The organism is Nitrosospira multiformis (assembly GCF_003050865.1).
GTDB classification, from domain to species: domain Bacteria; phylum Pseudomonadota; class Gammaproteobacteria; order Burkholderiales; family Nitrosomonadaceae; genus Nitrosospira; species Nitrosospira multiformis_E.
Map to the genome: position 1 here is coordinate 1 of NZ_QAOK01000016.1, position 18906 is coordinate 18906.

The window sequence follows — 18906 nt, forward strand, 5'->3', positions numbered from 1 at the left end:
AGCGCGCTCACGTACCTCGGGGGAAAACTTGTTCTGTTTCTTCATAGCTCCATTCTCTCAGATGTTGGAGCCTCTACAAAACCCGGGGCGGTTCAACCTTCACTTCGCGCAAAGTCTTATATCCCCTTTCAGTCAAGGCGACCATTGAGATTATTACCCACGCAACCCAGTAAGAAAAATTGTCAACAACCTTCGCCTCAATGTGACCAAACTCCGCGCGATGAATAGCTTTTGATCTCAACTGATACAATTTCTTAATCTGACGCTTGAATTCGGGGTAGTCCTCGGGCTTGATAACGTTGAATCCGGCAAACGTGAGAACAGCAGTGATACCTTTCGCATTCATTTCAGTAATGTGATCTTGGTCAATCGAGAAGAAACACTCTGCACAACTCCATAACTTAACAAACTGCATTGTCAAGTTGCGGTCCTTGTATGCTTCAGCAAACCAATAAACCGCACGAACTATAGTATCCTCTAATTCACTTCGATTTCGTTTATCTGGTAAAGCGGACAGTTGCTTAAGAAAACATTCATTGGTCAAGTAAAGTACCGTAGCGGAGTCGAGAGGAAGATCTTGTTCTAGTCCCCACGCGTCTGAAAGAGATGGATTTTTACCCCCCATTTCCCATCTAAGTGACCGTACCGCTTTTCGATACTCAGGGGGAGAAGTTAAGGCACGCACACGAGTACTACGTATTGCGGTTTTATTTAAGGCTGCACTATATACTGCCAGGATACCGATAGTTAATACTATCTGGTTCTCGAACTGCTCTGACGCAATATCAACACTTCCTTTAGCAGAACCAATTAGCCAATGTGTCTCTTTGAACTGGGAATAAAGTTTCTCCGTGTCAAGGAAGCCGTTGAAGTCCACATTCTCAAGCAAAGCCTTGTCGCTCTGCTGAATGCGCATCGATCCAAGATAAAGGATGTCTTGATCTTTTAGATCCAAACCCTCCACTTGGACCAGAAACTCGTAGTGCCTTATTTGCTGTATTAGAGACTGAATAACCTCTTCAACAAACTCACGCCCGGCCGGTTTTGATCCCTTATTTAGCCATCGGCTATAGCTTGTCCTGATGGCGCTGTCGATTTCTGCTGGCGAAACAGAATTGGATAGCAGGGCTAAGTCACCTAATAAGCCAATCAAACGCCGCAACGCGGCAATCGCTTTAGCAGATAGAAATACGCTTGTCCCGCGCCACTCAACTTGGGGGTGAAAGGGAGACAAAAGCTTGAGTTCGTCAAGCGTGAGTTCCCGTAGAAACGCAGCAGGAGAGAAGAGAGTCTCCACATCTCTCTCGATTATTCTTTTTTGTTTTTTGGTTAGCGCTTCATCATACTGGCCCCTGCGCCATGTTTGCGCTGCCATCTCAATTGTCATTTTTTACAGCAGGACAGCGACTGAGTGCGATGTTGTATTCATGGTAAGCATTAATGACAACGAAAGTTCTTTTACTTCTATCTCTTTACCTTCCAAACAGATTTCCATCATCTCGCTCGTTTTTTACTTTTGACTAACAACTTACCAGCCGACTTCAGAGTTCGACCCGTGCACAACCGCCCATTATTCAACCAATTTACACGGAAAGAAGATGCGGCAGGAATAACCTTGCGCAGCGCTCTGTGTAATTAGACGTGATTGGATTAGATAGGACGAATCTGTCCCCATTGCCCCGATAAAACCGTGAAATATTGGGGCAGCTGAGAGCTAATAGAGACGGCAAGCCCCAACCGCCCCAACATGCCCCAACAAAAAAATGACACGTGAAGGGATAGGGGGTATTTCTACCAACTTACGAAGCAATTTTTTTAAACGGCAGTACTGTGGCTCCGGGCTTTAGCTCATCCAAATAATCAGCCCAGTGCTGCATCATTTTTACCCGATCAGAAAAATAATCCGCGTGATTGTACGTGCGACGCACTTGGTTTGGTTCAGTGTGAGCGAGCTGCTTCTCTATCCAATCTGATGGAAAGCGCATTTCGTTTAACCGGGTGCTCCCGGTCGTGCGGGTTGCGTGTGGACTAAATCTGCCAGCCCAACCAAGAGTGCAAAGCATTTGACGAAACGAAGCCGTTGACATTGGCCTCGTCCGATCGTCCCTATTTGGAAAAAGGTGGGCATGGTGACCGGTTATACCGTGCAGCGCGTGAAGCATTGTAACCGCTTGGGCAGGCAAGGGTACAACATGCTCTTTCCGCTTTTTCATCCTCCCCGCAGGAATTCGCCATAACGCGGCGTCTAGATCAAACTCGGACCATTGAGCCTCGCACGCTTCCACGGTACGGCAGAGTGTTAACCACATCAAGCGAAAGGCTGCTACTGTTTCATACCGCCCTTTGTGCTTTTCCAAATCACGAAGAAGAGCACCAATTTCAACAGCATCAAGTGGGCGTTTATGTTGAGTCTTGTTCTTCGGCAGCGCTTCACGCCATTGGTGAACCGGGTTTGAATCAACTCGGAATGTTTCCGCTGCCAGTTCAAAAATGCCATACATGGTGCGCTTGGCTTCGGCCATGACAGAAGCCCCGTTCTTCTCGGCAGCCTTCTTCAAAATCGTCAGAATTATAGACGGATCGATCTGTTTTATTGGAATTTGCCCGATGGCCGGAAATACGACACGCCGAAGCATGGAAAGACGCTTGTTTTTAGTAATCTCTTCCCATTCCTTAAGCGCCAGCCATTCAACGGCTACCGCTTCAAAAGTGGTCGCCGCTTCTTTCTCACGTTTTATACGATCAAGCCGTCTCGCTTGAACAGGGCTTATCCCCTGTTTCACTAGGTCGCGAGCGCCTTCTCTTGCCTTTCGAGCATTAACCAAGCTGATGGTCGGATAATCTCCAATGGCAAACACATTTTCCTTACCGTGAAGCCTGAAGCGGTAGCGCCATGCTTTAACACCGTTAGATTTCACTTCCAAATACAACCCCTTCCCATCTGTAAGCTTATAAGATTTAGCTCGAGGCTTTGCATTTCGGCACTGGATATCGCTCAGCATGGCATGGCTCCTTGGTTTTATTCGTACCCGCTTTTTTACTGATTCATTTTTCTTTATACCCTCTTTTATACCCGTTTATTTTCTGAATGGCAATATATGTTGTCGGACTCCATAAAACAACAAAGCCCAGTTTTTACTGGGCTTTTTATTTATCCTGGACAGCGTTGGACGCTATAAGATATGGACTCAGGCTTAGACGTTAAACCGAAAGTGCATCACGTCCCCATCCTTGACGACATACTCCTTGCCTTCCAGCCGCATCTTGCCCGCTTCCTTGGCGCCCTGCTCGCCTTTGCAGGCGATGAAGTCGTCATAGCTGATGACCTCGGCGCGGATAAAGCCCTTTTCGAAATCGGTATGGATGACAGCAGCGGCCTGGGGCGCGGTATCGCCTTTTGATATCGTCCAGGCGCGCACTTCTTTCACCCCGGCAGTAAAGTAGGTCTGCAACCCGAGCAGCTGATAGGCTGCGCGCACCAGGCGGTTGAGTCCTGGTTCTTCCAGATTCAGATCGGCGAGAAAAACCTGCTTGTCCTCATCCGGCATCTCGGCAATTTCGGATTCGAGAGCGGCACAGATCGCAACGACAGGCGCGCCCTCGCCTGCCGCGTACTCTTCCACACGCGTGAGCAGGGGATTGTCGGTGAATCCTTTTTCATCGACGTTCGCTACATAAATGGCGGGTTTGGCTGTGAGCAGGCATAGCGGTTTGAGCAGTTCCTGTTGTTCTTTATCCAGCCCGAGACTTCTGACCGGCTTGCCCTGGTCGAGATGCTCCCTTACCTTTTCGAGCAGCGCCCCGAACTTGACCGCTTCCTTGTCACCGGACCTGGCAAGCTTGGTTTCCCGTTGCAGCACCTTTTCGACAGTTGCCAGATCGGCGAGTGCCAGTTCGGTGTGGATGGTTTCGATATCCGAGATGGGATCGACCTTGCCGGAGACGTGCACGACGTTGTCATTCTTGAAGCAGCGCACCATGTTGATGATGCCGTCGGTTTCACGGATGGTGGCAAGAAACTTGTTGCCGAGCCCCTCTCCCTTCGAGGCACCTGCGACAAGACCGGCAATATCGACAAATTCAACCACTGCCGACTGCACCTTTTGCGGTTTGACGATCGCAGCAAGTTCAGTCAGACGAGAGTCGGGAACTTCGACGATGCCGACATTCGGTTCGATGGTGCAGAAGGGGTAGTTCTCGGCAGCGATGCCAGCCTTGGTGAGGGCATTGAAGAGGGTGGATTTTCCGACGTTGGGCAAGCCAACGATACCGCATTTCAGGCTCATGGTTTATTTGGTTACTCGTTCGAGGAGGCTGTAATGGTAATGGTTAGAAGAGTATCAGGGCGAGATTTCAATCATTCTCAAGGTACAGGTTAAATACGTTCCCGATAATCAACTTTCGGTGGATTTATCCCGAACGCATCCGACCCTTCGACAGGCTCAGGGCGAACGGTGGAGAAGGTAGAATCAAGAGGAACGAAACTGCCTAACTCAATGTCAGCCTTGAAATATCAGCCTTGCTTCTGGGTATGCAGCTTCATCATTGCGGCCTGATAATTGCCTTCCGCGATGAGCGGCCAGACTTCGAGACTGTGGTTTATAGCCGTGTCGATCAGCGTCGCTTCTTCCTTGCGCGGGGGCTGCAATACGTAATTCACGACGGCATGCTTTTCTCCCGGATGGCCGATGCCGATCCGCAGGCGCCAGAACTCCCTGGTACCGAGATGCGCGGCAATGTCTTTCAAGCCATTGTGACCGCCCAGTCCGCCGTCGAGCTTCAGCCTGGAAACGCCCGGTGGCAAATCCAGTTCGTCGTGCACTACGAGCATCTGTTCAGGCTGAATCCGGTAGAAACGGCACAATGCAGCCACTGCCCTTCCGCTCGCATTCATGTAGGTCTGGGGATTGAGCAGCCAGGACTCAGAATCACCCCGGCCGATACGCGCGCACAAGCCGTGAAACTTCGCATCGGCCTTCAGCGTGACGCCCAATTGATCCGCCAGGCGGGCTACCCACCAGGCACCGGCATTATGGCGTGTTGCCGCATATTCCCTACCCGGATTGCCAAGGCCGACGATGAGCTTCACTGGATAAGACCCGAATCATTAAAACGAAAAGCCCGCGAAGCCAGAATGACCCCGACGGGCTGAAAAACTGATGTGATACCGGTAAATGCTGCACTGAGCGGATGCCGTGATTCCACTCGCACCTTCCTGCGGAAGGCACTGCTCCGCCCTCCGCGGTCTTACTTTTTCTTTCCGGCGTCTTTTTTCTCGCCTTCCTTGGCGACGCCTTCTTTCTTCTGTACGGAGGTGGGTACGTCTCCCGCTGCTATGCCTCCGGCCGCTTCCTCAGCCGCTACCGCACGCGGAATGGCGATGGTCGCCACAGGGAGGTCTTCACCTTTTATCAGCGACGGAATTTCAACTCCTTCCGGCAACTGCAGGTTGCTCAGGTGTATGGTATTTCCGGCTGCAAGTTCACCCACATCTACAGAAATGAATTCAGGCAGATCCTTGGGCAGGCAGGAAACATCCAGTTCGGTAAGCACGCGGCTCACCAGTCCGCCGGCCAGTTTCACCCCTGGGGCAATATCTTCGTTGATGAAGTGCAAGGGCACTTTCATATGGATTTTCTTGTTCGAAGCGACACGCTGAAAGTCGATATGCAGCACCTGGAGCTTGAAGGGGTGCATCTGTATATCCCGCAGCAGCACCTTTTCTTTCTGTCCCTCCACGCTCATCGTCAGGATGGAAGCATGAAAGGCTTCCAGTTTGAGCTGGTGATAAAGATCGTTGTGATCGAGTTCGATCGGTTGCGCCGGGTTTTCTCCACCATAGATGATTCCCGGTACCTTGCCGGAACCCCGCAGGCGGCGGCTCGCACCTTTGCCCTGCAATTCGCGCTTTTCGGCGCTGACTTCAATTTGCATCTACTTTCTCCAGAATGTGGATCATCCGCGACCAGATGAATCCGATTAATAAACCTGTATATTGGGCTATCCTGCTCAAATCTCGGGCTATTCGCTGTCAGCTTGCTTCCCGTTTTGCTTCTTCATGCCGATATGTAATGTGTAATGCCTGGAACTCGTGTTACTCCATGAAAAGCGAACTCACGGAATCTTCGTTACTGATCCTGAGCATCGTTTCCGCGAGCAGGCTTGCCACGCTCAGCTGCTCTATGCGGACACATGCCCTGGCATCCTCCCGCAGCGGAATGGTATCGGTGACAACGAGCTTGTCTAGGGCGGAATTCTCGATCCGCTCCACGGCACTGCCCGACAGCACCGGATGCGTGCAATAAGCCAGCACGCGTTCCGCTCCCTGCTCCTTGAGCGCGTGCGCTGCTTCGCACAGGGTATTGGCGGTATCCACCATGTCGTCCATGATCACACAGGTGCGCCCGTCCACCTCGCCGATGATGTTCATGACCTTTGCTACATTCGCTTTGGGACGCCGCTTGTCTATGATGGCAAGGTCGCATTCGAGCCGTTTGGCCATCTGGCGCGCACGCACTACTCCACCGACATCAGGGGAAACCACCACCAGATTCTTGAAATCATTTTTCCAGAGATCGCCCAGCAAGATAGGCATGCTGTAGATGTTATCCACGGGTATGTCAAAAAACCCTTGGATCTGGTCCGAATGCAGATCCATCGTCAACAGCCGGTCTATGCCGACACTGGTCAGCATGTTTGCCACTACCTTGGCCGTAATGGGTACCCGCACCGAGCGCGGGCGCCTGTCCTGGCGGGCATACCCGAAATAAGGCATCGCGGCGGTGATGCGCGACGCGGAGGCCCGCTTTAGCGCATCCACCAGCACCAGCAATTCCATCAGCGTATCGTTGGTGGGCATGCAGGTGGATTGCAGGACGAATACATCCTTGCCGCGGACATTCTCAAGGATTTCCACCATTACTTCGCCATCGCTGAAACGGCCCACCGTGGCACGGCCGATGCGAAGATTGAGATGCCGCACGACATCCTGCGCCAGCTTGGGATTGGCGTTGCCCGTAAAAACCATCAAGCTATCGTAGGCCATGAGAAAACCTAAAAGTCCGAAAATGCGGAACCGGTGCAACCGATGGAACCGGCAGATGGGAAATTCATGGGAGCGAACAGGGACTGGCGGCAGGCCCACCCGGACGAATCATGGAGCTTAAAACTGGCTGGGGAGGTAGGGATCGAACCTACGAATGCCGGAATCAAAATCCGGTGCCTTACCACTTGGCGACTCCCCAATTATTCTTCTGCAAAATCATACAAGGGGTGGCGATCAAGTCCCTGCGCCACAAAACCCTTCATACCGTATGGAACCTTCCCCAGCGCCGCTCTGGCCCTGGATTCGGTCGCAAACTCGGCAAAAACGCACGCGCCTGAACCCGTCATGGCGGCCATCCTTGCACCCTCGAGCTGCCGCAACCACTCAAGATGACGTGCTACCTCTGGGTATGAGGCACATACCACCGGCTCGAGATCATTATGCCCCTGCTCGGTGGAAAAGGGCGGTATTTTGATCGGAATCGTGTTTCGTGTCAATTCCTTACTCGAAAAAACCTGTGCCGTTGATACGTGCACAGGGGGCGTGAGTACCAAGTACCATGCCGGGGGCAGCGCGATCGGCAGGAGTTTTTCACCGATGCCTTCGGCAAAGGCATTTCCACCGAAAACGAATACGGGAACGTCCGCCCCCAGCGCCGGAGCCAGTTTCAAAAGCTGGTTCCGGCGCCAGCCCAGCTTCCACAAGCGGTTGAGCGCCAGCAAGGTCGTAGCTGCATCCGAACTGCCGCCCCCCAGGCCGCCTCCCATCGGGATGCGTTTTTCCAGAAAAATGTCCACCCCCCAGAGAGTACCGCTTTCCCGTTGCAGCAGCTTTGCCGCGCGCACGCACAAATCCTGCTCTTCCGTCACCCCCGGAGTGGGCGTATGCAACCTGATCACACCGTCCGCGCGTAACCCGAAATGGAGCTGGTCGGCGAAATCCACCAGGCGGAAAACGGTTTGCAGAAGATGGTACCCATCCTCCCTGCGTCCCACCACGTGCAGGAACAGATTGAGCTTGGCAGGCGCAGGACAGCTCAGTTCCGCCTGCGAATCCGCTTCAGTCTTCGACAGTATTCCATTCATCTATTACCAGCCGTATCCGCAGATCGTCACGGTTAAGTGTCAGCAGTCTGGCACGCGCAGCTTCTGACTGTGGAGTTTCAGCAGCTACCCCCGGCGAGTAGCCTGCATAAGTGATTTCCCATCCGTTCTGGCGAATGGCTGCCACGCGGCCCGCAATATCAAGGTCGATTTCGGAGGACGTGTCCGGCGAATTCGTGCCTTGCACCCAGTACTGCAAACCCGAGAGTGGCAAGCGCCAGCCCAATACCCGTTCTGTGAGTTCTTCCACATTATCGGCGTAATAATGTTCCTGCTCGGCAGTTATCAAAGACACCCCATCGGCTGTGCGCTCAATCTGCCCCACAGCCTGACCTATGGGGGAGAGAAGGAGAATCTGATCGCTGTCCTGCAAGTGGCGCCACTGAACTCCACCGGAAAAACCGTCTCTGCCTTCTTTCACCGATACCCTGCCAATCAGCCGGAAGCCCGCGCTTTTCGCTTCCATCGCGCCGGGTTCCATGATAACAGTGCTGGCTACATTCTTTTCTTCTGGAGCAAGGGTCGCACAAGCGGAAAAAAAAGCAGGCGCCAGAAAAACAAGATGCCATGAACGCAAGGAACCAAGGGAGAGCAGGGAAAATCTTCCGAAATTTTTCAACTTCGGACAAGCCGGGTTCACAAAGCGAACAGGCTGCGAATCAACGCAGGGCATTCTCTATCCCACCCTCACGCTATTTCATGAACCTCTTCATCACGCCAATCAACGCTTCGTTGCCGGGATGATTCTTGAGCGCCGCCTGCCAGATCTCTTTCGCTTCGTCCTTCATTCCCTGCACCCACAACACTTCCCCCAGGTGAGCAGCGATTTCCGGATCGGGATTCATTGCAAACGCCTGTCGCAGGTAGCTTAACCCCTGGTTGATGTCCCCCATGCGATAGTGCACCCATCCCAGGCTGTCAATGATGTAGGGATCGACAGGAGAAAGCTTGATCGCTTTCTCGATCAGTTCCAGCGCCTCCGGCAGGCGCCGGCTGGAGTGCTCGGCAATACCGTAACCCAGGGCATTGTAGGCGTGAGCATGGTCGGGCCTCAGTCCGATCAATTTGCGCAGATCCTGCTCCATGATATCCGCCTTGCCTATTTTCTCCGCAGCCAGGGCACGGTCATAAAGCAGCTCGGGAGAATCGGGAAGTTTTTCAAGACCGCTGCTCAGGAGCTGAAAAGCTTTCCTGTAAGCGCCCGACTCGCGCAACAATTGCGCCTCGGCGATGATCACCTGTGCGCGCTGCTGGTCATTGGCCACCGGCAGTTGCTGCAAGTGCTGGAGACCCTCCTTCATTCTGCCCGTTCTGCTCAACAGGATGGCATATTTGATCTGCGCCGGGATAAACTGGGTTCCATCCGTAACCGAACGATACCAGTTCAGCGCCTGGGGGATCTGCTGTTTTTTTTCACTGATGCCGCCGAGATAAAAGCGTACCATTCCCGGGTCCCGATACCCCAGTTCCAGCGCTCTTTTGAAATTCGACTCGGCTACATCGTAGTTCTGTAACTCCAGGGATAGCAGGCCGACGGCAACGGCAACATCCGGGTTATCCGGATTTTCTGTCAGCAATTTCTGGAACTGCTCCCGGGCTTTGCTATAATCCCTTTCAGCCAGCAGCAGGCGTGCATAGGTGATGCGTGTATCATTGGCCTTGGGATAGCGCTTGAGATAATCGTCGAAAAACTCGATTGCGCGGGCGTTGGATTCGCGCGCCAGGATACGGCCTTCGTAAATTGCCGCCATCTCCCACTCCGGCCGCAGCGCCAGCGCTTTTTTCATTTCTTCCAGAGCGGTATCGAAACGCTCGGCAAACCACGCTGCCTGAGACTCGGCAAAATGCGCTTCCGGCAGATCGGGATAAGGTTGCGCGAGCTGCTGTACCAGTTCGAAGATTGCACTTTTGTTGGGACTGCGCACCAGCAGGCTGTTCAGTTGCATGAAAGCATCATCGATCTTGTCTCCCGCAACCGCCAGCAATTTTTCCAGATGGGGACGGGCTTCATCCAATCTGTCAAAATGCACCAGCAATGCAGCCATCATCTGACGGGCTGGAATCGATTCCGGATCGAATTCTGTCCAGATTTTTGCCGCTTCGAGGGCGAATGCCGGCTGGCGCGCCTGGAGCGCGGCTTCCGTGGCGCGCTGGGCCACGCGCGGATCCTGAGTGCTTTTTGCAAGCTTGAGATAAGTACGAAGACCGATTTCCGTGTCGCCCCGCTGCAGCGCTGTCTCCGCCAGCAGAAAATCGAACAGCATGGAGGGAGTCAAATCCTGATTGGGTAATCTTGACTGCTCTGATTCCTTCTTCTCTGCCGGTTTTTCCGCCTTGAGAGGAGTCTTGGCAGGAAGATGTGAACAGGCGGCAAGAAAGAGCAGCGATAATGCGCCGGGAACTTTAAGACTCATGCGGAAATCCGGAAGATTCGAAAAAGAGGCTGCAAATGGATGGGTTCCTTCAGCACAGCCCACATATTAGGTATATTTTACGCTTATCACAAGTAGACACCTGAGCCGTACCATCTGCCCGCAAGGATTTACCGGAGGCGCCAGCTCCACCGTTGCGCACTGCCTTCCACTGAAATGGAAAAATGAACTTCGATCCATCCGCCAACCTGAATCATTGATCTTGTCATGTCTGCAAAAACAGAACAGAAAACCGTTTCAGCACATGACCTGAGTCGTTATTTTGGCGCTCGCATTGCCGTTGACCAGGTCAGCCTGGAACTGGAACAAGGGGAAGTGCTTGGTCTCCTCGGACCCAATGGCGCGGGCAAGACGACGATCATGCGCCTTCTTACCGGAAATCTTGCTCCCAACAATGGCAAGGTCGAAATCTGCGGCATGGATTTGCAGAAACAAACACTCAAGGCGAAAGCCTGTATCGGCTATCTGCCGGAGATACCCCCCCTCTACCGGGAGTTAACGATAGATGAGTATTTACGGCTTGCGGTGAAATTGCGTCGTCTCGCCCGTTCGAAAACAGACGATGCAATCAGGAAGGCAGTGGAACGTTGCGGGCTGGAGAATGTACGCCGGCGGCTAATCGGCTCCCTGTCAAAAGGCTACCAGCAGCGCGCGGGTATAGCTCAGGCCATCATTCACGATCCGGCAGTCATCATTCTCGACGAACCGACCTCGGGGCTGGATCCCAACCAGATGCGCGAGGTCCGGTCACTCATTCGTGAACTTGGCGCAATGAGAAGCGTGATTTTTTCAACACACGCCTTATCGGAGGTTGAGAGCGTGTGCGACCGTGTGCAGATCATCAACCACGGACGACAGGTGTTCGAGGGCTCGGTGGATATGATGAAGCTGGAAGGAACCCGGCTCGAAGAGATATTCACGCAATCCACCATGGAGAAAATTGAAACTTGATTACGATCATTGCCCGGAAGGAGCTGGGAGTATTGTTCGGGTCCCCTTTGGCATGGGTAATACTTGCGCTGGCGCAACTGGTATTCGCCTGGTTTTACCTGGCGAATCTTGAAAGTTTCCTGCAGGTTCAACCGCAGCTGATAAGAATTGCCCACCCGCCAGGAGCAACCGAAGCAATCGCGGCTCCGTTATTCTCCATAGGTGCAGTCGTGCTGCTGATGATAACGCCGCTTTTGACCTCCCGTCTCATTGCCGAGGAGCGCCGCAATCACACCTTGCCTTTCCTGATTTCCGCACCTGTTTCAATGACGGAAATTGTCCTGGGAAAGTTTCTCGGCCTGATGACTTTTCTCTCGGCCATCATCGCCCTGATTGTCGCATTGACGGTTTCCCTGCTTGCGGGAGGCAAACTGGATTTCGGCCTGTTGCTGAGCAACATTGCTGGGCTGTGGCTTCTCTCAGCCTGTTTCGTTGCGCTCGGGTTATATATCTCCTGCCTCAGCACCCAACCTGCCATCGCGGGAGCAGCGGCGCTCTGCATACTTTTCGCGTTATGGATCATGGATAACGCTGAAAGCGGAGAAAACGGCATAACGCGCAGCTTGTCCCCGTTCGCTCATTTTGAAAATTTCAACCGGGGAATGATCGATACATTCGATCTTGCTTATTTTGCTCTTTTCATTTTCTTTTTTCTGGCCTTATCCGTTCGCTGGCTAAAACTGTACAGGTAGGTATGCTGCTCAAGAGGAAAAAACTGCGCTTGCGCTGGACACAAAGCGCAACATTTTTGATATCGCTCATACTGCTGGTAGCGTTGCCCGGTTACCTGGCCTGGGAGAATCGCATCCAGTGGGATGTCACCCAGAACGAACGCAACAGCCTGAGCCCGACCAGCCTGGAGGTGCTGAAGCAAATGGAGGGCCCCCTGCTGGGGAGTGTCTACATATCTCCCCAGGATGCTCAATTTGGCAATGTATCCAAGATCATCCGTGACTTTCTGACACCTTATCAGCATGCCAAGCCTGATTTCGCTGTCACCTTTATCGACCCCTCCGAGCACCCCGAGCTTGCACGGGAGGCAGGTGTCGAGGGCAGCGGCGAAATGATCATCGAATATAACGGCAGGGTGGAACGGCTGACTACATTCAATGAGCATGCACTGATCAACTTGCTGATGCGGTTGATGCGCCCCGGCAGCAGGCCGGTAGTAACGCTCAGCGGCCATGGCGAACGCAGGCTGGACGGTATTGGCAATCGTGACCTCGGGGAATTTGGGCAGCAACTGACGGCAAAAGGCTTCAGGATTCAACCGCTCAACCTGGTCACCACTCCTGAAGTGCCCGCAGATACGAGCCTGCTCGTCATTGCTTCGCCTCAGGCCGATCTGTCCGAGGGCGAGGTCGATCGAATACTCGCGTATATCGAGCGCGGCGGCAATCTTTTATGGCTGCTGGACCAGCAACCTTTGCACGGATTGCAGCCACTGGCGGAGAAACTTGAACTGACTCTGACGCCCGGCGTGGTGATCGACCCGCAGGCGGGGCAGCTGAAAGCACCCGTAACTTTTTCTGTAGGCGCGGTCTACGGTGAACATCCCATCACCCGCAACTTTGACTACCTCACGGTATTTCCTTTTGCACGCCAGATCACAATCAACGAAAACGATGTATGGCACAGCCTCTCGCTGGTGGAGGCCGGAGAAAACGGATGGGTGGAAACAGGCGATCTGAATGCCGGCATCGCATTCGATGCGATGTATGACGTATCCGGCCCGGTCAGTATCGCCGCTGTGTTGAGCCGCACGGTCAATGACCAGGAGCAGCGGGTCGCCGTTATCGGAAGCGGTTATTTTCTCGCCAACGCTTACCTCGGCTACGGCAGGAATCTTGATTTTGGCGTCAATCTCGTCAACTGGCTTGCCGGCGATGAAGACCTCATCGCTATCCAGCCACGAGCGACCATCGACAGCAGCTTGACCTTGAAGGAACCAACGCTGACGATAATGGCCTGGGCATTCCTCATCGTGATGCCGCTGATTTTCCTTGGAAGCGGGATGATGATATGGTGGCGGCGCAAAAGAAGATAAAGAATGCTTCTCGCTGCTTCTCGCTCAGGATACGGAGTAACCGATCAGTCGGTGAATCCAGAATCCTGGACAACGTTCCCCATACCCTGAGCATATCCTGACCATACCGGCGACCTCTTTATCCCAACATTCCATCCCGACATTCGAATTGCCTGAACTGCCTGAAGTCGAAGTTGTCCGCCGCGGCATCGCCTCTGAACTCGAGAGGCGCAAGATCGCCAGCTTGACGGTACGAAATCCGAATCTGCGCTGGCCGGTGCCAGACCTTGAGCTAACCCTTCGCGGTCTGGAAATCAGAACGGTAACGCGTCGTGGAAAATACCTTTTGCTCGACTGCGGCGCGGGCACCCTGATCCTGCATCTCGGCATGTCTGGCAGCTTGAGATTGCTGCCCCTTGCAGCTAATATCGCCCTGCAGAAGCACGACCATGTCGATCTGCTTCTGGATAACGGCATGATTCTCCGTTTTCGGGATCCTCGCCGCTTTGGGGCTGTGTTGTGGACTGCGGGAAATGTCGCGGACCACCCGTTACTGTCTCGCCTGGGACCCGAGCCCCTTACCGAAGCATTCGACGGCAAGCTGCTGTACAGAAAAACCCGAAACCGTAGCGCCAGCATTAAAGAGGTATTGATGAACAGCCGTATTGTCGTCGGTGTCGGAAACATTTACGCAAACGAAGCGCTCTTTCTTGCTGGCATTCATCCCACCATCGCTGCCGGCCGAATTGGAGCGAGGAGATGCGCGGGATTGGCGCAGGCAGTCAAGGAAACCCTCGGGCGCGCGATAGAAGCAGGTGGCAGCAGCTTGCGCGATTTCGTTGGCAGCGATGGCAATCCCGGATATTTCCAGCAGCAGTATTGGGTTTATGGCCGGACCGGGCAGCCTTGCCGAAAATGTGGTACAAATATCGAACAGATCAGGCAGGGGCAGCGTTCGAGTTTTTATTGCCCGCGTTGCCAGAAATAAATTTACTGGAATACATGAATATTACATTCATTGGTGGCGGCAACATGGCTTGCGCTTTGATTGGCGGGCTGCTGCAACAGGATTATTCACCGGCACAGATACGGGTAGCAGAGATCAACGCTGAAACCCGCGAGAGGGTTCGGCGTGAGTTTGGCGTGGAGACGGTCGCGGAACTTGCGCGGGGCATGATCGACGATAGGGAGATAATCGTGCTCGCCGTAAAGCCGCAGCAGCTCTCCATCGTGGCGCGCGGGCTCGCGCCGCTGCTCAAGCAGAACCTTGTCATCTCGATTGCCGCCGGTATTCGGGCAGAGGCCCTTTCGCAGTGGTTCGGCGGGCGTGCCCGCGTCGTGCGGGCCATGCCCAATACGCCTGCGCTGGTTGGCTCCGGCGTTACCGGACTTTATGCAATGGCAGGCGTGAACGATGAGGAAAAACGTGAGGCGGAGGCCATACTCCGTGCAGTCGGCACTGTGCTGTGGGTTGAAAGCGAAGAACTGCTGGATGCAGTGACTGCCACCTCGGGCAGCGGTCCTGCTTATGTATTCTACTTCATCGAGGCCATGCAGAAGGCAGGACAGGAATTGGGGCTGGATGCGGACCAGATGCGCAAACTGAGCATTGAAACCTTTCTTGGCGCCGCCAGGCTTGCAAGTGAGAGCATGGATGAGGCGAGTGTTCTGCGTGCGCGAGTCACATCGCCCGGCGGCACGACGGAACGCGCGATAAGGTCGCTGGAAAATGACGGTGTCAAAAACGGAATCATCCGGGCAATCCGTGTCGCATATCAGCGGTCACGCGAAATGGGCGACGAACTCGGCCGGACATGACAGAATAGAATGGAGAATAACCCATGCGCGCAAGTCGCGCAGTAAAAAACGGATAATACTTTCATGATCAGTCAGATGCTCATATTTCTGCTCGATACCCTGCTGGGGTTGTTTTCCCTGGCGCTGCTGTTGCGCTTTTATATGCAACTGGTGCGCGCGCCGTATGGAAACCCGCTCTCGTCATTTCTGATTGCAATAACCGATTTTCTGGTCAAACCCGCAAGGCGCGTCATTCCCGGTTATCGCGGCATGGATCTTGCGACGCTTTTGCTGGCGTGGATTGCTCAAGTCATGTTGCTGGGGAGCGTGTTAATGCTGAAGGGTTACGACTTCAGCTCCACGATGGGCACTGCCGTAGGTGGACTGGCGCTCCTGGGGCTGGTGGAAATCATCAAGACGACGCTTTACATCATCATGGTGGCGATCATCATCCAGGCTGTGCTTTCGTGGATTAATCCCTACAATTCGCTGGCCCCGCTGCTCGACAGCTTTACCCGGCCGTTTCTAGGCGTTATCCGCGAGCACATTCCTCCCATCGGAAATATCGATCTCTCGCCGCTGTTCGTACTGATCGTCATTCAGTTGCTTCTTTTTGTAACGGCGGGAATGGAGCGGGAAGTCAGTCGCTTGTTCTGATCGTGGAAATCGCTTCAAGCGACGAATGGTATCGCAGCGATGATACCGGGAAGCGCCTGATCCTCACTCTGCACATACAGCCCGGTGCGAGGCGTACTGAAGTCGTCGGCCCGCACGGCGATGCCCTGAAAATCAAACTTGCCGCCCCACGGGTAGAAGGTGCCGCGAATGCTGCTTTGCTTGCATTCCTCGCTGGGGTTTTTGGAGTGCCTCAGCGTCAGGTAATACTCAGGCAAGGAGCCAGATCGCGACGCAAAATCGTTGAAATCGATGGGATGGCCTATGGAGCCGATATACTATTGAAGCAGGCTGCCAGTTGATACTTCGGCTATCCACTACTATTGCAAGTTCCCCAATCGGCATTCCATGAGCAAGCGCTTTCAAAAAACTGCCGTTATTTTGCGATCGTGATGCTTGGCACTCCCGAGCGCGGCAAATCCGTAACCGTCATCTGGAACAGGAGATACAGCAGCTGGAAGGCGCTCCGGTTCCAGCGAGCCAGGGGTCCCCGGGTGTGTACCGAGTAATACTGATCATAGGCATGCACCCACAGATCCGCTTCCCGGGGAGCCGAGTCCGTCACCAGCAGTTCCATGGTAGCAACAGGATTTTCATCATCCTCGAGGGGCGGTGTACGGAAGTCTTTCTCCACATGATATTCCGACTCGTCGCCCAGGGTGCGTCCGAGGAAATTGAGAATGGCATGGAAGCTGCGGAGGCGAAAAGTCCCTTTCATGGGCCACTCCCCGCCATAATGATTGGGGCGAATATCGAAAGCGACATCATTGGGGCTCCATTCACGCGCCTCATTGCTCAAGCGCTTTCGCTCCTCCGGTGAGAGGATGTTGGGGTCATAATTGGTGATGAGAATAGGTCCCGCTGCCTGCTTGACCAGGATGTAGGTGTTTTCCCGCGCATCATAGCGTACGGAAAACTCTTTCTGCAGAGCCTGAAAACCTTCTGCTGTCACCGAGCCGGCGGGAATGGTCCAGGTCTGCTCCAGAATCAAAGGCTCCGCGTGGAGGTGGTTATTATCCTGTATGGCGGACAAATGCAGCACCACGCGCCTGAACATGCCGTAGCCGGGCGAATCAAAGGGGCGGTTGCGATAGGAAACCTGCCGGCCTTGGTTATCATTAATACGCACTTCCTGGGCCATCAGCCGCATCAGGAGATCGATATCGAAACGCTGACGGAGCAAAAGCGTGAGTTTGTTTTCCTGAAATGGGGTAAGCAGACGCCGGGCAAACTCCTCTCCCTCTACGGGAACAATGGTGATCGTGGGATTTTCCGCCACGCTTCCCCCAAACACAGGCATCAGTATGCCGCCAGCATTTCCCGTCAACGCCGGGGTGGCGCCGGCACTGACACGGAAATCGAATGTTGCTGCGACGTTCGATACGCCGGTAAAGTGCACCGGCTGATTATGATAAGCACGCGCTATATTCACCAGCAGTTGCCTGGAGGCGGCGTTGGTCGTAGCCTCGTCATAAGCGCCTACAGCACGATTGAGTGCAATGGGGGATGCGCAACCACCCAGCAGAAACAGGGGCAGGGGCAGGAGCAGGAGCAGGCATGGGGGCTGCGGCAAGGTGTCCGCGTGTCCAGTAGGGAAAAAGGCCATTCGTCTTGTTCTCTTTTTTGCCGGATTATTTCCGGAATCTTTCAAAGCGCCAGATTTTTGCTCGCCTCAAGCAGGACCGCGATACCGATAAGGGCAAACACGGCTGCTGCAATTCCACGCACGAGGCGCGCCGGAATCCGATTCGCCAGGCGTTCGCCCAGATAGACTGCGGGAACATTCGCGATCATCATCCCGAGCGTGGTGCCTGCCACCACCGCGGAAAACATCTGATACTGCGCTGCCAATGCCGCAGTCGCTATTTGTGTCTTGTCGCCCATTTCCGCAAGGAAAAAAACCAGAAGCGTCGCGCTGAAAACACCGGCCCCGTCGCCCCCGGTTCCGGACTGCGCTTCATCAAGCTGATCGGGAATGAGCGTCCAGATCGCCATGCCGACAAACAGCAGGCCAAGTGTCCAGTTCAGGGTTTCGGGACCAAGTTGCGTGATGATCCACGAACCGATTGCGGCAGCGAAGGCATGGTTCAACAGGGTAGCGACGAGTATACCGAGCACGATGGGAACCGGCTGGCGAAATTTTGCCGCGAGGATAAAGGCGAGAAGCTGCGTTTTGTCGCCAATCTCTGCGAGTGCGACAACGCCAGCCGAAACAAGGAAAGCTTCCACGTTCTTACGCTCCAGGCCGGACAAGAATCGAGACCACGCTTCTCCCCAGCCTTCCGGAGACAATGTGGTCAAAGGTCTTGCCAGGCACGGAACTGCTTGCACCATGACCGGACGGATCAAGTATGTTGATGCAAGCCCTTCAATTCGACGGAAGGAGGCTACTCCCCGATGACCGGAATATTCTACTTGCCGAATAAAACCTTGTCCATGCCTCAGGATCTGTTAACAAGCCCTGGTCAAGCCGATGCTCATGTGCAGATAACAACTCTAGCGGAAACCCACCGTGATTCTGCTAAGCTGGATTTATATCGTCCATGAACAGGTTTGCAGGAGAAAGCCATTTTGCATTAAATATTTACCAATGAGATGAACGAGGAGTACCCCATGTTCAGAAAGAATCTCCCACAGCGCGACAGCAGGAGTCTCGAGAACGAGGTCATCCTGGCTGTGATCGCGCTGTACCTATTGCTCGCACTCGTTATGACCGTCGTGCACTACATACAGCCGTCGGAGCAGATAGCGGCCACATCTTCCATGTCGCCTTCCCATCGGGAAAAAGCCGAAGCAAAAAAATAAACTGAAACCTGTGGTCGTACCACACCACAAAAG

19 protein-coding genes, 1 tRNA gene and 1 riboswitch are annotated in these 18906 nt (G+C 53.8%); of the genes, 8 read left to right on the plus strand and 12 right to left on the minus strand.

The features are described from left to right. Positions 1-73 precede the first annotated feature (73 nt). From C8R21_RS09440 to C8R21_RS09485, 10 genes are all read right to left on the minus strand, one after another. Positions 74-1387 carry a HEPN domain-containing protein gene (locus tag C8R21_RS09440; RefSeq protein WP_107762467.1) on the minus strand — a complete coding sequence of 438 codons (1314 nt, stop codon included), beginning with the start codon at positions 1385-1387 and terminating at the stop codon, positions 74-76. Between the two features lie 412 nt (positions 1388-1799). After that, complete coding sequence (locus C8R21_RS09445; protein ID WP_107762468.1) at positions 1800-3002, minus strand: tyrosine-type recombinase/integrase; 1203 nt, start codon at positions 3000-3002, stop codon at positions 1800-1802. Positions 3003-3194: 192 nt separating this feature from the next. Then, positions 3195-4286 carry a redox-regulated ATPase YchF gene (ychF, locus tag C8R21_RS09450; RefSeq protein WP_107762469.1) on the minus strand — a complete coding sequence of 364 codons (1092 nt, stop codon included), beginning with the start codon at positions 4284-4286 and terminating at the stop codon, positions 3195-3197. 227 nt (positions 4287-4513) lie between these two features. Continuing rightward, complete coding sequence (pth, locus tag C8R21_RS09455; RefSeq protein WP_107762470.1) at positions 4514-5089, minus strand: aminoacyl-tRNA hydrolase; 576 nt, start codon at positions 5087-5089, stop codon at positions 4514-4516. 158 nt (positions 5090-5247) lie between these two features. After that, positions 5248-5934: a 50S ribosomal protein L25/general stress protein Ctc gene (locus C8R21_RS09460; protein WP_107762471.1), complete on the minus strand. Its 687-nt coding sequence runs from the start codon at positions 5932-5934 to the stop codon at positions 5248-5250. A gap of 160 nt (positions 5935-6094) precedes the next feature. Continuing rightward, complete coding sequence (locus C8R21_RS09465; protein WP_074972672.1) at positions 6095-7045, minus strand: ribose-phosphate pyrophosphokinase; 951 nt, start codon at positions 7043-7045, stop codon at positions 6095-6097. A 124-nt stretch (positions 7046-7169) separates the two neighbouring features. Beyond that, positions 7170-7244 (minus strand) — tRNA-Gln (locus C8R21_RS09470). A 1-nt stretch (position 7245) separates the two neighbouring features. Further along, positions 7246-8130: a 4-(cytidine 5'-diphospho)-2-C-methyl-D-erythritol kinase gene (ispE, locus tag C8R21_RS09475; protein WP_107762472.1), complete on the minus strand. Its 885-nt coding sequence runs from the start codon at positions 8128-8130 to the stop codon at positions 7246-7248. Then, positions 8105-8821, minus strand: coding sequence for a lipoprotein insertase outer membrane protein LolB (lolB, locus tag C8R21_RS09480; protein WP_107762473.1), 717 nt, complete (start codon positions 8819-8821; stop codon positions 8105-8107). The genes ispE and lolB overlap by 26 nt, the downstream gene beginning before the upstream one ends. Before the next feature lie 19 nt (positions 8822-8840). Further along, positions 8841-10562, minus strand: a complete 1722-nt coding sequence (locus C8R21_RS09485) for a tetratricopeptide repeat protein (protein ID WP_107762520.1) — start codon at positions 10560-10562, stop codon at positions 8841-8843. A 225-nt stretch (positions 10563-10787) separates the two neighbouring features. Here C8R21_RS09485 and C8R21_RS09490 point away from each other — a divergent pair, with 225 nt between their 5' ends. The 7 genes from C8R21_RS09490 (at position 10788) to C8R21_RS09520 (ending at position 16370) form a co-directional block, all read left to right on the plus strand. Continuing rightward, positions 10788-11531, plus strand: a complete 744-nt coding sequence (locus tag C8R21_RS09490; RefSeq protein ID WP_107762474.1) for an ABC transporter ATP-binding protein — start codon at positions 10788-10790, stop codon at positions 11529-11531. Continuing rightward, on the plus strand, positions 11528-12262 hold the full coding sequence (locus tag C8R21_RS09495) for an ABC transporter permease (RefSeq protein WP_107762475.1): 735 nt from the start codon (positions 11528-11530) through the stop codon (positions 12260-12262). The genes C8R21_RS09490 and C8R21_RS09495 overlap by 4 nt, the downstream gene beginning before the upstream one ends. Before the next feature lie 56 nt (positions 12263-12318). Then, a complete protein-coding gene (locus C8R21_RS09500; RefSeq protein WP_308811388.1) occupies positions 12319-13617 on the plus strand; it encodes a GldG family protein in 1299 nt (432 codons plus the stop codon). A 148-nt stretch (positions 13618-13765) separates the two neighbouring features. Further along, positions 13766-14584, plus strand: a complete 819-nt coding sequence (mutM, locus tag C8R21_RS09505) for a bifunctional DNA-formamidopyrimidine glycosylase/DNA-(apurinic or apyrimidinic site) lyase (RefSeq protein ID WP_107762477.1) — start codon at positions 13766-13768, stop codon at positions 14582-14584. Positions 14585-14598: 14 nt separating this feature from the next. Continuing rightward, entirely contained in the window at positions 14599-15414 is an 816-nt protein-coding gene (gene proC, locus C8R21_RS09510) for a pyrroline-5-carboxylate reductase (protein ID WP_107762478.1), read from the plus strand. Between the two features lie 63 nt (positions 15415-15477). After that, positions 15478-16050 (plus strand): YggT family protein, encoded by a 573-nt coding sequence (locus tag C8R21_RS09515; RefSeq protein WP_107762479.1) that lies wholly within the window; start codon positions 15478-15480, stop codon positions 16048-16050. A gap of 2 nt (positions 16051-16052) precedes the next feature. Next, positions 16053-16370, plus strand: coding sequence for a DUF167 domain-containing protein (locus tag C8R21_RS09520; protein ID WP_107762480.1), 318 nt, complete (start codon positions 16053-16055; stop codon positions 16368-16370). 74 nt (positions 16371-16444) lie between these two features. Here C8R21_RS09520 and C8R21_RS09525 read toward each other — a convergent pair whose 3' ends face one another. After that, positions 16445-17674 (minus strand): hypothetical protein, encoded by a 1230-nt coding sequence (locus C8R21_RS09525; protein WP_107762481.1) that lies wholly within the window; start codon positions 17672-17674, stop codon positions 16445-16447. Positions 17675-17715: 41 nt separating this feature from the next. Then, positions 17716-18297, minus strand: a complete 582-nt coding sequence (locus C8R21_RS09530) for a TMEM165/GDT1 family protein (protein WP_107762521.1) — start codon at positions 18295-18297, stop codon at positions 17716-17718. Positions 18298-18305: 8 nt separating this feature from the next. Continuing rightward, positions 18306-18476: riboswitch (yybP-ykoY riboswitch) on the minus strand. Between the two features lie 205 nt (positions 18477-18681). Here C8R21_RS09530 and C8R21_RS09535 point away from each other — a divergent pair. Continuing rightward, positions 18682-18873, plus strand: a complete 192-nt coding sequence (locus C8R21_RS09535; protein WP_146162467.1) for a hypothetical protein — start codon at positions 18682-18684, stop codon at positions 18871-18873. Positions 18874-18906: the final 33 nt, after the last annotated feature.

Coding starts and splice junctions, on each gene's coding strand:
- C8R21_RS09525 (WP_107762481.1), bottom strand. CDS start 17,674: ATGGCCTTTTTCCCTACTGGACACGCGGACACCTTGCCGCAGCCCCCA.
- C8R21_RS09440 (WP_107762467.1), bottom strand. CDS start 1,387: ATGACAATTGAGATGGCAGCGCAAACATGGCGCAGGGGCCAGTATGAT.
- C8R21_RS09535 (WP_146162467.1), top strand. CDS start 18,682: ATGTTCAGAAAGAATCTCCCACAGCGCGACAGCAGGAGTCTCGAGAAC.
- C8R21_RS09490 (WP_107762474.1), top strand. CDS start 10,788: ATGTCTGCAAAAACAGAACAGAAAACCGTTTCAGCACATGACCTGAGT.
- C8R21_RS09460 (WP_107762471.1), bottom strand. CDS start 5,934: ATGCAAATTGAAGTCAGCGCCGAAAAGCGCGAATTGCAGGGCAAAGGT.
- ispE (WP_107762472.1), bottom strand. CDS start 8,130: ATGAATGGAATACTGTCGAAGACTGAAGCGGATTCGCAGGCGGAACTG.
- proC (WP_107762478.1), top strand. CDS start 14,599: ATGAATATTACATTCATTGGTGGCGGCAACATGGCTTGCGCTTTGATT.
- C8R21_RS09445 (WP_107762468.1), bottom strand. CDS start 3,002: ATGCTGAGCGATATCCAGTGCCGAAATGCAAAGCCTCGAGCTAAATCT.
- C8R21_RS09515 (WP_107762479.1), top strand. CDS start 15,478: ATGATCAGTCAGATGCTCATATTTCTGCTCGATACCCTGCTGGGGTTG.
- C8R21_RS09485 (WP_107762520.1), bottom strand. CDS start 10,562: ATGAGTCTTAAAGTTCCCGGCGCATTATCGCTGCTCTTTCTTGCCGCC.
- lolB (WP_107762473.1), bottom strand. CDS start 8,821: ATGCCCTGCGTTGATTCGCAGCCTGTTCGCTTTGTGAACCCGGCTTGT.
- ychF (WP_107762469.1), bottom strand. CDS start 4,286: ATGAGCCTGAAATGCGGTATCGTTGGCTTGCCCAACGTCGGAAAATCC.
- C8R21_RS09465 (WP_074972672.1), bottom strand. CDS start 7,045: ATGGCCTACGATAGCTTGATGGTTTTTACGGGCAACGCCAATCCCAAG.